We start from the raw sequence: 14,541 nt of genomic DNA on the forward strand, positions 1-14,541 counted from the left end.
AAGCCCAGGGAACAACCCCTGAGCCCTTGTAAAAAATTTTGATTACATGATATTTAATACGTGTAAACCAACACCGACAACGAATAAGCCAATGATGATAACGATTGGAGAAACTTTTTTCTTCAATAACCACATGCAAAGTAAAGTTAGTAATAAACCAGCAAGACCTGGAATTAATTGATCCAAGTTATCTTGTAAGGTAGTTACTTTTGTAGGAGTTTGGGAAAGACCCGCACCTACTTGACTGAAGGCTTCTTGAATACCTTTCCAGCCGTCAGGTAATTTATCCCAGTGAATAAATGCTTTGTCGTCTAATTGAACTTCAGAAACAACCGGCGTAAATTTAACATTTACCCAACGTTGTACTAATGAACCTAAAACGAACATACCTAAGATAGAAGCACCTTTTGTAACTTTTTGTAACAAACCACCTGATAAGTCATCAGTAATTTTTGAACCAGCTTGGTAACCAAATTCTTGTGTGTACCACAAGAAAGCAATCCGGATAATATTCCAAGCAAAGAAGAATAATAATGGACCCATAATGCTACCGCTCATTGCAAGAGAAGCACCTAAGGCACCTAACATTGGACGTACAGTAAACCAGAATACTGGGTCACCGACACCAGCTAAAGGTCCCATCATACCAACTTTAACCCCTTGAATTGCTACATCATCAACAGGTGCACCATTCGCACGTTCTTCTTCAAGGGCTAAAGTAACCCCTAATACTGGAGCTGCTAAATATGGGTGAGTATTAAAGAATTCCAAGTGGCGTTTTAACGCTGCCGCACGATCTTCTTTGGTTGTATATAATTTTTTAATTGCTGGGATCATTGCATATGCCCAACCACCGTTTTGCATACGTTCATAGTTCCATGAACCTTGAAGGAACATTGAGCGGAACATGACACTTCTACGGTCTGCTTTTGTTAATTGAATTTTTTCAGCCATTGTTTGTTCTCCTCCTTCAAGATTAATAGTCGTTCAAAATATCGCCTAATGGGTCGCCTGTGTTACCGCCACCGCCATTACCTGAACCACCAGTTTCTTCTAAGTGTAGGTAAATTAAAGCGATAGAAATAGCTAAAGCACCTAATGCGATTAATGTTAATTGTGAAATAGCCGCTACCACAAAACCGATAGCAAAGAATGGCCATACTTCACGAGTTGCCATCATGTTAATAACCATTGCATAACCAACGGCTACTACCATACCACCACCGATTGCCATACCATCTGTTAACCAAGCAGGCATAGATTCTAAGAAGCCACGTACTGTGTCAGCAGGAATCAATAGTAAAGCGGCAGCAGGAATAGCAATACGTAAGCCTTGCATACAAATTGCAATCCATTGCCATAGTTCAATTTTACGGTAGTCGCCTTCTTCAGCAGCGCTATCCATGATATGGATAATTGGCACAGCTAAAGTACGTGCGATCATTGTTAAGAACAAACCAGCAACAGCTAGTGGGATAGCAACGGCAACAGCAGATGCAACACCAGCTTTTCCTTGTCCACCTAAAACTAAAATAATTGCGGATGCGACAGCTGCCAAAGCAGCATCTGGTGCAACTGCGGCACCGATATTTGCCCAACCTAGGGCGATCATTTGTAGTGAACCACCCAAGATGATTCCGACTTCTAAGTTACCAGTTACTAAACCGATCAACGTACATGCTACTAGTGGTTGGTGGAATTGCCATTGGTCCAAAATACCTTCCATACCAGCTAAGAAAGCAACGATGACCACTAAAATCATTTGGATTATGTTTAAATCGTGCATGATTAAGCCTCCTCTTTCTTATGACTAATTGGCGTTTGCCAATTCAGTTTTTGCTTTTTTCAACAATTCGTCAAAGTTTTCTTTTGAGTTAGCTGGTACTTTACGTACGTCAAAAGTAATTCCTTTGTCTTTTAATGTTTCAAAAGTTTGAACGTCTTCATTATTCATTGATAACACTTTGTTGACTTGAACTTTACCAACTGAATGGGCCATAGAACCAACGTTAACTTCTTTAATATCAACGCCACCTTCAACAGCTTTCAACAAATCTTCTGGATTTTCAAACAACAATAACGCTTTTGTATTACCAAAACGTGGGTCTTTTGCTATTTCAATCATTTTAGAGATTGGAATAACGTTAGCTTTAACACCTGGAGGAGCAGCCTGTTCGATTAATTTTTTACGTAAATCGTCTTTGGCAACTGCATCAGAAACAACAATGATGCGGTTAGGACCCACTGCTTTTGTCCAAGCTGTTGCGACTTGACCGTGTAATAAACGAGAGTCAATTCGTGCTAAAACAAATTTGATATGACCATCGCCTAAAACTGTACCTTCAGGAATAGCACCTGTTGGTTGTCCTGTTCCAGCTGCTGCTGGAGCCGCGGTTTGTGGTTCTAATTCTTCTGGTTTAACCCGGACACCTTCCTTTGCAGTTTCAATGATATGAGCTGCAATTTCTTGTGCAGAGTTCATTGAAAAGCGTGAAGCGTATGCTTCAATGACCATTGGCAAGTTCATGCCGGCAACAATTGCCCATTTGTCTTTGTGGGCTTCAAACAAGTTATTCGCTTGATTGAATGGTGTTCCGCCCCAAAGATCGACCAAGAATAATACTTCATCTTGATCATCAAAAGAACTAATCGCTGCTTCCATTTTGGCTCTTACATCATCGGGACCTTCGCTTGGCATTAAAGTTACTGCTTTAACGTTTTCTTGTTCTCCGAAAATCATTGCGCCGGATTGCAAGATGCCTTCAGCGAATTCTCCGTGACTAGCCAGGATAATTCCTACCATCTGTATACCTCCTATAACATTTTTGTTTTACTAATCGTCTAAGGGATAAATAAATAATTTCTCAAAAATGCGACGATTAAAACCAACTAGACAAAATTTTCCTTTTCCAACAATTCCATTAAGTAGACTTTGCGATCTGCTGGTACCTTTCGCAACTCTAATTCAATACCTTGTGAAGCAAGAAATTGAAAAGAGGCAATATCAGCTTGATCTAAAGAGACAAAATTGGTCAACATCTTCTTTCCAACAGTAAATCGCATTCCCCCAATGTTAATTGAAGTCAACTGAACACCGCCGCGAACCAAGCGTTCAACAGCATTAGGATCGGTAAACAACAACATAACTTTTTGATTAGCCAATAAATCTTCATGATAAAGTGTAATCATCTTATCAACACTAATCACATTTGACTTGATTCCTGGTGGGGAAGCTTCTTGCAACAAAAACCGACGTAACTGATCTTGGGCCACCTCATCTGATACGACTAGAATGCGTTCAATCCCGGTTTGTTTGGACCAGGCCGTCGCAACTTGTCCATGAATCAGACGATCATCAATGCGCGCTAAGGCAATATCAATGCTCACAAGCAACCCTCCTACTTAATAAAACTGAGCAGCAAAAATTTTAAACTCTGCTCACGCCAGAGTATTCACCTCCTGTGTCACCTATATACAAGCAAGATGTGTGCCAACTTCAAAAACGATACACAATTTTAAAAATCCTTAATTATAAAGAATAATCTATGAAAATTTCGATACACAAAAAACAACACACTTTAACACAGTGTGTCGTTTTTTGTGTATTGTATTTTAATTACGTTTTTGGTGATACAGTCTTTTCTTTTGACTCTTCAATGCGTGTCTTCAATACTTCTAAAACATAATATTCTTCTGCCGGCGGAACACCTAAGCGTAACATTCGCCCAAAAGATTGAATATGATTATGCACTTGTTCGTAAATTGGATCAGCAGTTAGTTGCTGTTCTTCTTCTTTTGTTACGGCAAGTGGCTGCTTTAATACTACTCGTTCCAACAAACCCGCTGTATGCAAAGCCAAGTTGACTTCTAAACCAAATTCATGATCACTTAATCCAACATCTTCCACCAGATTTGAAACAAAATCCCAAATGGGTTGGGCAAGTTTTTCTCCATTAATAAAAGTAAAATTCTCACTAATAAAGCGTTTGATCAACTCTACAGCCTTTTCTTCTTGCATTGCTTCATTTGGATATGAAAGCAGCTGTTCACTATCCAATAGTAGTCGATTTAAAATCGCTTTGACATCTTGATTGATAAAACGATCTAAAGGAATAAATGGCGCATTAATCTTTGGATCGACAATTCCAGTTGCCGCAATTAAATTATAGTCTGTTTGAATTTGCCGTAATTGCTCTGGCAACGTAACTACCGATTGCGTAATTACTTGCAACTGCTTTTGTTCACCACTTAAAGAACGTTGAATAATTTCTTTGATTCGCTGGGCGGTACCCTCTCCTGAAGCACATACTGCCAAAATAGCAGTAGGTTTTGCTGTAGTAACATTATTATTTTGTTGTGGTGACATTAATGTATAACCACTAAATCGATGTAATGATTCAAACAGACTATCTAAATCCGTTCCTAAAACAGAAGCTTTTCGCACTGTTTCTAAAACAATTGCCGTTGTCACCATATCGATTGTCCGTACTTCAACACCCGTATTTTGGGTAATTTCATTACCAAACGTTGCCAATGAACCCATATCCACTAATAACATGACCCCAGAACCATCATCAACTTCGGTAACGGCACGACTAACTTTTTCCAAGGCCACTTTTGGCGGCATATCAAGAGGCATGTCTACAGCTTGCACTTGATCAATATCTAATAATTGCGTTACCACTTCCACCATACTCGTAGCTGTGCTATTGCCGTGAGCCGCCACAACAACTCCGATTTTGCCATCTTGTTGGTTTGCGCGTAAAGAAATTAGCAAAACTGCCAAGTAATAATCTTCACTTTCAGGAATTTCGACATGAAAACTTCCACTAATATAGGTACGAATTTTTTGAGCAATTTGAAATTCAGCTGGAAAACCGGCTACCATTTGGCGAATATTGTCATTTGTACTTCGTTCTTCACCATGTTCTAATTTTTTCAAAAAAGAACTAATGTGCAAACTCATAGCATAGACAAAGTTTTGCTGAAAAGCATAGCCTAATTTTTCCTGTACCATATCATAAATATGATTCGTCGTATCAATCACTTTTTGATCAACAAATTCAGCTAATTTATTATCTGCATTAAAAGCAAAACCATGATTTTTATAAAAAGATTTCAAATGAACATTGATATCTGTCGAAATAAAGTGATTAATCGTTTCTTGATCTAGTCCGTCAGCTTTTAATAATGCAGCTTTATCTCCGATGATATCGTACAAATTATACGGTAATTCATACGTATCTTGCTGGATTAAAATCATTTGATCATTTGGCGTAATTACAATTTGAGGATCTAAAATTTTGGATAGCTCATTTAAGATTTCTCGTTTATTGGCCAATAATAGTAATCCCGAACGAATCCCTTCTGGCAAGTCCTCAATCGTGATATTCATTTCATCACTGTTCATATGATTTAAAAAGCCACGGGCACAAACAAGTTGGACATTTGATTTCAATTGTCCAATGTTGCCGTAACTAACGCTACCAATTAAAGCCTTAACCACATCTTCTGATAAAGAAATTTGCCGATCAATCCGACCTGCTTCCTGGGCGACCATCACCTTGACTAAATCAACTTTTTCACTTGCTGGTCGTTGATCAAATGCCGGCAACTGAATATTAATCGGAATTCTACGAACAAAAGTATCTAATAAAGACGAACTTGGGTCTTCTGTTGTCGCGCCCACAATGCGCACGTCAGCCTTATGATTTTTACTACTTTCACCTAAACGAGAAAAAGTCCCATGGTCCATAAAATAAAAGACCATTTCTTGACCTTCTGGTGGTAAGCGATGAATTTCATCAAGAAATAACATTCCCCCATCTGCTTGGTCAATAATCCCTGTTTTATCTTGCTCTGCTCCAGTAAAAGCACCCTTTACATAACCAAACAAATGGCTCATTAAAAGCTCAGGATTATTAGCATAGTCAGCACAGTTAAAAACAATTAATTCTTTTTCCTTGTCAATTACCTGACTGGTGACAGCAAAACGAAACATCGCATGAGCAAAATACGTTTTACCTGAACCAGTAGGGCCTGTGATGAGACAATTTAATCCTTTTGGTGGATACAAAATTGCTGCTTTTGCTTGTTCAACAGCATTTTTCATACTGCCATTAGAACCAATAATTCGTGAAAAAATATCACCGAACCGTAATTCTTGAGGGATACCCTGCTTTTTTTTAGGGATGCTAAATTCTTTATAACTCGCCACGTGCTCATTTTTAGGATAAGACGCTTGATTTATCTCATTTTCGTCTATTGCATCATCTAATTTTGCAACAGTATAGCGAACAGGTCGGCCATCAATTTTAAGCAAGCGTTGCGCACGGACTAATTTATTTAAATCCTTACTTACATTTGTTCGCTGCAATACAAGACCTTCTGCCACATCATTTGTGGTGAGTCCCGTTTGAAACTGATCGTTTGTTGCAACAAACTGATAAACACGTTCAATTCTCTTGGTCATTGAATCTCCTCACCTTATTTGTGCTAGTGTGTCATCTGTGTTGTTTCATTATATCTTTTTTCCTTTAAAGCGCAAACTAAAAAGCCATTTAAGCTATAAGCGCCTTAAATGACTTCTCTACTATTATGTTACTAATAATTAAATACCCAAATGGGGCATAGCTAAAATAAATGAACCGACAAAAATTAATAATGCCGCTAATTGAAATGTTTCCGATTGCACTATTTTTTGTTTCGTCACTTGTTTTTTTATCAGGGCAACCCCAAACAATACAAAACCAAAGATAAAACTGCCAACACCAATTAAACTCATTGCTCCACTCCTTTAAAACAATACCATTTTTAATATATTAACAAATGGCTTACTAATTTACCCTAGTCTAACAAAGATTCCGTCACTTAACCGGCGTTTAAACTATCAAGTGTCGAACATTTTTGTAAGATGACACAAGTGCTTTTCCTTTACAGCAAGAAAAAAAGTGCTAAGATAAATAGCATAGTAATTTGACCTGTTAGTCAAGGGGTTTAAGACGCTGCGTTCTCAGCGCGGAGACACGGGTTCGAATCCCGTACAGGCTATTAATAAAGACTTACGCAATTTTCAGCGTAAGTCTTTTATTTTTTGATAAGCAATAAAGTCTGCAGGTAGACGAGGTACTTCTTGTAACGCTTTTTGTAGCCATAAAATATCGTACCATTGATTAAATTTGTAACCCACATTAGGAAAATTACCGACTTGTTGATACCCTAGTTTTTCATGAAATTTGATACTAGCACTATTTCCCGCCGTGACACAAGCTAGTAATTGTACGACATTTTGTTTGTACAATTCCGCTTCTAGAGCTTGGTACAAACGTGTCCCTAATCCCCGACTCTTCTCACCTTTGGCTAAATAGATTGTTACTTCACAGCTCCAATCATAAGCAGACCGCCCTTTATAAGCACCAGCATATGCATAACCTACAATTACCCCTTCTTTTTCTGCTACTAGATAAGGATAACGAGCTAGCGTTTGTTCAATCCGTTTTTCAAAATCTGCTAAAGTAGGAACTTCATATTCAAATGTGATAGCCGTTTCTTTTACATACGGCGCGTAAATTGCTAGGATTGCTGCGGCATCTTGCTTTGATGCAATACGAATTTTTTCTGTCATAGGAACCCTCTTTTTTTACAGAGCGTAGCACATTATATTTTATTTCTGCAAGTTGTTTTTGACATGTCGTGTCAGTTTCTAATTTATCAATTTTACGTTAATCGCTTTTTGCTGCACCTTTTGATTGATAGCAACCTCATAGGTCACTCTTTGGCCGGCGAAAAGCACCTTATCTGAAGGCATTACAATATCATCTTGATAAACAAACATATCCTGTTTATGGGCATTTACTAAAAAACCATAGCCGCCTTTTTCATTAAAAAATTTAACAGTTCCTTCCAATGGATTAACCTCTTTTCAACATAAAAACTCCAAATCATAACTTATAAAACTACAAAAAAAGTGTCGGCATTCATTCGAATACCGACACTTCATTTTTAATTAAGCTTCTTTCGCTACTGGGTAGACAGACACTTGTTTTTTGTCACGGCCTTTACGTTCAAAACGTACCACGCCGTCAACTTTAGCAAATAAAGTATCGTCGCCACCTTTACCCACGTTTACACCTGGATAAATTTTAGTACCGCGTTGGCGGTAAAGGATTGAGCCACCTGTAACAGTTTGACCGTCCGCACGTTTAGCGCCTAAACGTTTAGATTCAGAGTCACGACCGTTAGAAGTAGAACCGCCACCTTTTTTATGCGCGAAGAATTGCAAATTCATTTTCATCAACATGAGATGCACCTCCTATTTTTCTGTAATCGTATTAATTTGAATAAACTCACTGTTTTCGGCTTCAATTGACTGTAAACCTAACAACAAATTTTCTAAAAGAATTTGTTCAATGTTAGTTTGTTCTTGAGTTAAACCTGACACGACATCCATTTTAAGATAGCCGCCTTCAGATTCGTTTGCTTCAACTTTAGGTGCAACCCCAGCTAAAGCATCAATGCCGTTAATGGTACTGATTGCTAGCGCAGAAACACCAGCACAAACAATGTCACTACCATATGGCCCAGCTTCGGCATGCCCTGTCAATGTGAAAGTAACAATCTGGCCAGAGTCATTGCGTTTGAATGTCCCTTTGATCATTAGTGCGACCTTTCTCGCAAGTATTAAGCGTTAATAGCGTCGATAACCACTTTAGTATATGGTTGACGATGACCTTGCTTGCGGTGAGAGTGTTTTTTAGGTTTGTATTTGAAAGTAACAACTTTCTTTTGTTTACCGTGTTTTTCAACAGTTCCTTCAACAGTTGCGCCTGCAACAGTTGGAGCGCCAACTTTCGTTGATTCGCCACCTACTAAGATAACTTCGTCAAAAGTCACTTTGCCGCCAGCTTCAACGTCTAATTTTTCAACGTAGATTGCTTGACCAACTTCAACTTTAACTTGTTTACCACCAGTTTTGATAATTGCGTACATGCTCTAAAGCACCTCCTTATAATATACTTAGACTCGCCATCCCAAGTGACATAATGTGCTTAATACTTGTTCTGAGCGGTTGTAGCTGTGGAGTCCACAATTACAACATTTACACTTTACCAAAAAATGAGCGTGACGTCAATTAGTTTTCTTCTAAAAGAAAAAGTAAATTTTAAGCTTCATAAAAAACATAACTTTTCATTATTATAAACGAGTAGCGTTATACTAAAAATAGGAGGGATAAAGATGGAGTATCCAAAAGAACTGGTTAAAATAGTCAATGAGCGTTCAAAAAATTACGCCTTGGAAGGCTTTGTTACAGGCAGTGGTCCACTAGATCCTAAATTAATGATTGTTGGTGAAGCTCCTGGCCGCAAAGAAATTGAAAATTTAGTTCCCTTTAGCGGACAAGCGGGAAAAGAATTAACGGCGTGTTTTGCAAGTGTTGGATTAACAAGAGAAGATGTTTATATTACCAGCGCGCTTAGAAGTCGCCCTTATAAAATAAACGAGCGAGTCAATAAAAAGACAGGTGCCAAAGAGATTGTTTACCCAAATCGCACGCCCTCAAAAAAAGAAGTTTTTGCCCATGCCCCACTTTTAGATTATGAAATCAAAGCAGTAAAGCCAAAGTTAATCGCAACACTAGGAAATATCGGCCTAAAACGTTTATTAGGAAATACTTACACCGTTAGTAAATTCCATGGTCAAATAATCAAACACCCGATTCAAATGCTAAATGAAAAAATGGAAAGCTACGTTTGGTCTAAAAAAGATTACACAATCGTTCCCCTCTTTCACCCGGCAGCCATTTTTTATAACCGCAAATTAGCCCCTTTAATAAAAGCCGATTGGCAAGTCATCGGTCAATTGTTACAAACAGTCGATAATAACTAATTTTAAAAATAAAGACTATAAAACTATCTTTAATAAGTAAAAAACGCAGCTACCGCTTTTTAACTGACTATTGCTAACCTGTCAGAAAAACGATAGTTGCGTTTTTAAATATTAACTTCTTCTGCCTCTTTCTTTAAAAGACCGGTATAAAAGTCATACCAAATTTCTCCTACATGGGATTCAGAATAATAATTGGAAGCATCATGAGCAAGACAAGCATATTTTTTTAATAACGCTTCGTTTCTTTGCAATGCTTTAATATCCTGATTCATTTCTTCAAAATCATCTGCTCCAAGATAGTAGCCGGAAATAACGGATTCATATAGCGCTAAATTGCGGACCATTACCGGCGTTTGACAGCTAAAAGATTCTAAAATACTCATCGGAAATAATTCATTATAAGAAGGTAGCAAGAAAATATTGGCCATATTATAATAATCAACCAACTCGCTGCGATCAATAATGCCTGTAAAGGTTAAATTAGCAGGCGGATTTTCATAAACCTCTTTATATTCTTCATAGCCATCCGTTATTTTGCCAAAAGAAAATCCCCCCACCCAAATAAAGGAAACCTCCGGATTCTCTTTTGCTAAACGAATAAAGTCATCTACACCTTTACGCTTTTGAATTTGCCCCACACCTAAAACGACAAATTTGTCTGGTTTTATTTTATGACTTTGACGGAGCGCCAATTTTTTTTCTGGGGACATTTGGTAGAACTCTCCTGCTGAAACAAAATTAGGAATATAGCTGATTTTTTCTGCGGGTATTCCGGCTTTTTTCAACTCAGGAATAAAGCTAGGATTTACAACTACCAATTTGTCCATCCGCCGATAAAAAGATAACACATACCAATTAAAAATCTTTTGAATCGGCTTGGCTAAATGAATGCTTCCTTCCAGTGTTTCAGGTAAAAAGTGAACGTATCCTACGGTAATACCACGACGTCTCTTAAAAAAGGTCGACAAATAAAACTCCGGGTTAATTGTGTGGTAATGGGAGATGTCTGATTTTTTATAGGTATTGATTTGTACGTCAAAATCATTGCTAAAACGCGCCTTTAATAGCTTGATTAACTCATTATAAGCACTTCCCACCCCTTGGCCTTTAATCGTGTCGGCTCGAGAAAACATGGTAATTTTTATCATAATAAAATCCCTTCAAATCTAATTTATAAACTTGCTTGTATTACTCCTCTTATACCTTAGTTAAACATCAGCTGAACAAGCAATAAATAAAATACGGCATTAAAACGTATTTCATAAAAAAATTCAAATCCAAAAATTTCTTTTTAATCTAACGACAATTATAGCATAAGCTTCTTGGGAATAAAATCAGGCTAAAGCCCGACTTCTCGCTTGCGCTATCCCATACAAATGTTAAAATTTAATTAAAGAATAATTTTTCTAACGAAAAGAGGATGGCGATGAAAAAGATATTGTTTCCCCTGCTCCTAACTGCGGCTTTGTTATTATCAGGCTGTCGCGAAAAAAGTACAACAGACGTAACGCTAGCAACAAGTTCAAACAATACAAAAAAAACAACAGCCACGAGTATCGATAAAAATCCCGACTTATTAATCAATCAGGCTCAATATCAACAACTAGCTGAAAAGACAGGTGCGACCAAAGCTAAATTAGTTGGTACTAAAGAATACGACGTCACTTTAAAAGATGCCAATTGGGAAAATGTGACGATTACCAGCGATGAATGTAAAATCATTAAAATCAAAGATTATAAAGATAAACAAAACAAGGAATACGAAGGCTATGTTTTAATGCATTTTACAATTGAAACTGGCGATACTGCGGTAAATGTCGCCCCTGAAAAAGGCGTTTTAACTACCAATACCAGTGGGCAAACGACAGGTAATTTAGCGATGGACGAATTTGGTGGAAAAATCCCTGCAAATAAAACCGTGACCGGAACCGCAGCTTATCCACTAGAAAAATTGGCAGACGCCGATGACGTTACCACTATTGAATTGAAATTTACCGGTAAAAAAGCCAACGCCGCGTCTTCAGAAAAAGAAACTACACATGACTATGACTTTATTTTAAGTAAAAACCGTTAATAAAGCAGAATATTTTTCATTTTTGGCCACTGGGCTTATACTGCCGCTAGGAGATGATCGTATGAAACTAAACATTACCAATGAAGCTGCTTTTTACTTAGCAGATAAATTAGCCGGCAGCAAATCTTTTATATTAGCTTTAAATGACGGTTCAAATCAATTTTCATCAGCCCAGGGATGTTGTATGATTGGGGATCGTTTTTTGATTAAACCCATTAAAGAAAAAATAGCACCTTTTAGTGAACAGCTACAAAACGAGCAATATCAAGTGTATATATCCGATTATGAAAAAATTTTTTTACCCCATAACATTACATTAGATCGTAGTGATAGTTACGGTAATTTCGTTTTACGTTCTGATGAAGGAATATTAGATATGAATGTAGCTTTTCAAACAGCAGAATAAAAACTTATCTGGCAGGTAAACACCATGGATTAAATTCTTTTCGTGTTTATCTGTTTTTTTGCATTTAAGCAATAATTATGTTCACTAAACTACAAGCAATATTTTCGAAATGCGACCGCGATGATGCTACCCTTGTATTACATCAAACACAGGAGGGATTATTATGAAAACGACAAAAGAAGAAATTTTAGCCCGCCGAATAGACGCTTACAAGCAATCACGTGAAAAAATCATAAAAAAAGCTTTGCAAGAAACGACACCAGAAAGAAAAAATAAATCGCTGCATTTTAAATTTGTCCGCCACACAGCTCACTAAACAAAGAACGCGGCAATCATGTTGCCTTGGCTTCAAATTATTAATCAGTCTACTTTTAATCCAAAAAGAAAAACCGCTAGAAATATTAATTTCTAGCGGTTCTTTAGCGTCACAGGAGGGATTCGAACCCCCGACCGTCCGCTTAGAAGGCGGATGCTCTATCCGGCTGAGCTACTATGACATAGCAACAAAGTTCATTATAGAAAACTGACCACCTAATGTCAATCAGTTTTCTTAATAAATACGTTATTTTTTCGCCGACCATAAAAAAGTTTGAATTAATCGCATAACCGTAGGATGAACAACCAACTGGCTATGTTTCGCATTTTCAGTCACAAGAAACGTTTGATAACTTTGACTGTCGCCATAAATTAGTCCTCCAGCCAGAAGACTTGTAACAGGTACAGTCCCGTCAGAATTCCCATCGGCAACATTTCCAGCCACACTAACAACAGAAATTGTCTTAGGCAAACGCTGTTTATTATCCAAATAGCGTTTTAAAACATCACTGACTTTTTTTACTTCATTAAAAGTCGGTGTCATTTCATTATACTTCCATCCCACATCGTTAAATGGCGTTCCTAAAAATAAAATTTTATTTGGCTTGGGATCAATTGACAAAGAAACATACTCCAAATAATCCGTCAAAACCAACCCGCCATTGGAGTGGCCAAGAAAATTATAATGTTCAACACCATATTGGTGCTGAACATAGGCAATTGCTTTTTCATACCATACTGCTTGTTTTGGGACGGTCTCTTCTGAGCTGTCAGCAAAACCAATGACGATAATCGGCTGACTGGCTTTTTGTGATAACTCACCTTTAATCGTTAATTGGCCATTTGTCTGCACCGTGATTTTCAAAACCTCGCATGCAGTTGTCTTTTGCAATTGGACAATTAATTTATCAAAACGGTCCACCGTCGCACCCGTGCCTGGGACCATTACTAATGCTTCATTTTCCAATGTAATCGGTACTTTTCTATCCTCTGCTTTAGCATTTACGTGAAAAGTATTTAATAAAAAAGCCAACAATCCCAACCATAAAACTCCTTTTAACCATTTATTTGCCATGACGAGACTACCTCTTTTTAGTTTAAGATAGACTGTCTAACTTAAATGGAAATTAAACTAAAAAGAAATCGTTTCTTTTTCTTTGGTAATTAATAAAATTCCATCACCTAAAGGCACTAAACTTGAAGTTAAATCTGGGTGTGTCATCACGACATCTAAAAATTGATTTAATTTACGATGGATGCTGCGATTTTTCCGCGGAATATCTTCCACTGGATCTAAAATCGTGCCACCTTGAAAAACATCATCTACCATCAATACTCCGCCAACTTTTAATAAACGTATACATTCTGGTAAAAATGCAATATATTTTGACTTTGCGCTATCCATAAACATAAAGTCATAAGGGCCTGTTAATGTAGGTAAAACTTCAGCAGCATCGCCTTCTATTAAGGTCACTTTTTTTGTTAAACCTAATTTTTCATAATTTGCCTTTGCTTCTTTAATCATTAAATCAAAGCGGTCAATCGTCGTTACATGACCTGCTCCCACGTATTGGGCCATCAGACTAGAAGAAAAACCAATAGCTGCACCAATTTCTAAAATTTCTTTTGGTTTTATTTGCCCGAGTAAAAATTGCAAAAAGACAACTGTCTCATGGGGAATTATCGGTACCCGCCTTTTATGAGCATCTTCTTCTAATTCACCCAATTGCCCCGTCAAAGGCTTTTGTTTGGTTCGCATATAATCAACGAGCCGTGCATCCACGACCGGTCTGTCCATCATTTCATTTAACAAATTCTCCACCTCGCTTTTGTCATTATACGAAGGAACAAAAAAGTCCGC

General features: G+C 37.5%; 18 protein-coding genes, 2 tRNA genes and 1 other annotated feature. Of the genes, 5 read left to right on the forward strand and 15 right to left on the reverse strand.

What is annotated here, in order from left to right; genetic code table 11:
* Nucleotides 1–42: 42 nt before the first annotated feature.
* The 6 genes from P3T75_RS09210 to P3T75_RS09235 form a co-directional block, all read right to left on the reverse strand.
* Nucleotides 43–954, reverse strand: coding sequence for a PTS system mannose/fructose/sorbose family transporter subunit IID (locus tag P3T75_RS09210; protein ID WP_282461399.1), 912 nt, complete (start codon nucleotides 952–954; stop codon nucleotides 43–45).
* 22 nt (nucleotides 955–976) lie between these two features.
* On the reverse strand, nucleotides 977–1,786 hold the full coding sequence (locus P3T75_RS09215) for a PTS mannose/fructose/sorbose transporter subunit IIC (RefSeq protein ID WP_282461400.1): 810 nt from the start codon (nucleotides 1,784–1,786) through the stop codon (nucleotides 977–979).
* Nucleotides 1,787–1,810: 24 nt separating this feature from the next.
* Nucleotides 1,811–2,803 carry a mannose/fructose/sorbose PTS transporter subunit IIB gene (locus P3T75_RS09220; RefSeq protein WP_206903853.1) on the reverse strand — a complete coding sequence of 331 codons (993 nt, stop codon included), beginning with the start codon at nucleotides 2,801–2,803 and terminating at the stop codon, nucleotides 1,811–1,813.
* 86 nt (nucleotides 2,804–2,889) lie between these two features.
* Nucleotides 2,890–3,381: a mannose/fructose/sorbose PTS transporter subunit IIB gene (locus tag P3T75_RS09225; RefSeq protein WP_282462592.1), complete on the reverse strand. Its 492-nt coding sequence runs from the start codon at nucleotides 3,379–3,381 to the stop codon at nucleotides 2,890–2,892.
* 235 nt (nucleotides 3,382–3,616) lie between these two features.
* A complete protein-coding gene (locus P3T75_RS09230) occupies nucleotides 3,617–6,472 on the reverse strand; it encodes a sigma-54-dependent transcriptional regulator (RefSeq protein WP_282461401.1) in 2,856 nt (951 codons plus the stop codon).
* 138 nt (nucleotides 6,473–6,610) lie between these two features.
* Nucleotides 6,611–6,784 carry a hypothetical protein gene (locus P3T75_RS09235; RefSeq protein WP_206903851.1) on the reverse strand — a complete coding sequence of 58 codons (174 nt, stop codon included), beginning with the start codon at nucleotides 6,782–6,784 and terminating at the stop codon, nucleotides 6,611–6,613.
* A gap of 193 nt (nucleotides 6,785–6,977) precedes the next feature.
* Between P3T75_RS09235 and P3T75_RS09240 the strand changes: the two genes are divergently transcribed.
* Nucleotides 6,978–7,050 (forward strand) — tRNA-Glu (locus P3T75_RS09240).
* A gap of 22 nt (nucleotides 7,051–7,072) precedes the next feature.
* Here the strand turns inward: P3T75_RS09240 and P3T75_RS09245 are convergent.
* The 5 genes from P3T75_RS09245 to rplU form a co-directional block, all read right to left on the reverse strand.
* The gene (locus tag P3T75_RS09245) at nucleotides 7,073–7,624 is read right to left on the reverse strand and encodes a GNAT family N-acetyltransferase (RefSeq protein WP_282461402.1); all 552 of its coding nucleotides are present in this window, start codon (nucleotides 7,622–7,624) and stop codon (nucleotides 7,073–7,075) included.
* 78 nt (nucleotides 7,625–7,702) lie between these two features.
* On the reverse strand, nucleotides 7,703–7,906 hold the full coding sequence (locus P3T75_RS09250) for a cold shock domain-containing protein (protein ID WP_282461403.1): 204 nt from the start codon (nucleotides 7,904–7,906) through the stop codon (nucleotides 7,703–7,705).
* Between the two features lie 99 nt (nucleotides 7,907–8,005).
* Nucleotides 8,006–8,299: a 50S ribosomal protein L27 gene (gene rpmA / locus P3T75_RS09255; RefSeq protein ID WP_016172551.1), complete on the reverse strand. Its 294-nt coding sequence runs from the start codon at nucleotides 8,297–8,299 to the stop codon at nucleotides 8,006–8,008.
* Between the two features lie 12 nt (nucleotides 8,300–8,311).
* A complete protein-coding gene (locus P3T75_RS09260; protein ID WP_173102571.1) occupies nucleotides 8,312–8,656 on the reverse strand; it encodes a ribosomal-processing cysteine protease Prp in 345 nt (114 codons plus the stop codon).
* A gap of 23 nt (nucleotides 8,657–8,679) precedes the next feature.
* Nucleotides 8,680–8,988, reverse strand: a complete 309-nt coding sequence (gene rplU, locus P3T75_RS09265) for a 50S ribosomal protein L21 (RefSeq protein WP_016172553.1) — start codon at nucleotides 8,986–8,988, stop codon at nucleotides 8,680–8,682.
* A gap of 19 nt (nucleotides 8,989–9,007) precedes the next feature.
* Nucleotides 9,008–9,079 (reverse strand) — a sequence feature (ribosomal protein L21 leader region).
* 155 nt (nucleotides 9,080–9,234) lie between these two features.
* Between rplU and P3T75_RS09270 the strand changes: the two genes are divergently transcribed.
* Entirely contained in the window at nucleotides 9,235–9,885 is a 651-nt protein-coding gene (locus P3T75_RS09270) for a uracil-DNA glycosylase (protein WP_282461404.1), read from the forward strand.
* Between the two features lie 104 nt (nucleotides 9,886–9,989).
* Here the strand turns inward: P3T75_RS09270 and P3T75_RS09275 are convergent, their stop codons facing one another.
* On the reverse strand, nucleotides 9,990–11,033 hold the full coding sequence (locus tag P3T75_RS09275) for a glycosyltransferase family 4 protein (protein ID WP_282461405.1): 1,044 nt from the start codon (nucleotides 11,031–11,033) through the stop codon (nucleotides 9,990–9,992).
* A 278-nt stretch (nucleotides 11,034–11,311) separates the two neighbouring features.
* On the opposite strand from P3T75_RS09275, the gene P3T75_RS09280 reads away from it, so the two are divergent.
* The 3 genes from P3T75_RS09280 (at nucleotide 11,312) to P3T75_RS09290 (ending at nucleotide 12,681) form a co-directional block, all read left to right on the forward strand.
* A complete protein-coding gene (locus P3T75_RS09280; RefSeq protein WP_282461406.1) occupies nucleotides 11,312–11,959 on the forward strand; it encodes a hypothetical protein in 648 nt (215 codons plus the stop codon).
* Between the two features lie 61 nt (nucleotides 11,960–12,020).
* Nucleotides 12,021–12,365: an iron-sulfur cluster biosynthesis family protein gene (locus P3T75_RS09285; protein ID WP_282461407.1), complete on the forward strand. Its 345-nt coding sequence runs from the start codon at nucleotides 12,021–12,023 to the stop codon at nucleotides 12,363–12,365.
* 163 nt (nucleotides 12,366–12,528) lie between these two features.
* Entirely contained in the window at nucleotides 12,529–12,681 is a 153-nt protein-coding gene (locus P3T75_RS09290) for a hypothetical protein (protein WP_206903844.1), read from the forward strand.
* Nucleotides 12,682–12,788: 107 nt separating this feature from the next.
* On the opposite strand, the gene P3T75_RS09295 is transcribed toward P3T75_RS09290, so the two are convergent.
* The 3 genes from P3T75_RS09295 to P3T75_RS09305 all read right to left on the reverse strand — a co-directional run bounded on the left by P3T75_RS09295 (nucleotide 12,789) and on the right by P3T75_RS09305 (nucleotide 14,493).
* Nucleotides 12,789–12,862 (reverse strand) — tRNA-Arg (locus P3T75_RS09295).
* 65 nt (nucleotides 12,863–12,927) lie between these two features.
* A complete protein-coding gene (locus P3T75_RS09300; RefSeq protein WP_206903843.1) occupies nucleotides 12,928–13,755 on the reverse strand; it encodes an alpha/beta hydrolase in 828 nt (275 codons plus the stop codon).
* 57 nt (nucleotides 13,756–13,812) lie between these two features.
* A complete protein-coding gene (locus tag P3T75_RS09305; protein WP_206903912.1) occupies nucleotides 13,813–14,493 on the reverse strand; it encodes an O-methyltransferase in 681 nt (226 codons plus the stop codon).
* Nucleotides 14,494–14,541: the final 48 nt, after the last annotated feature.

The organism is Enterococcus montenegrensis (assembly GCF_029983095.1).
Taxonomy (GTDB): domain Bacteria; phylum Bacillota; class Bacilli; order Lactobacillales; family Enterococcaceae; genus Enterococcus_C; species Enterococcus_C montenegrensis.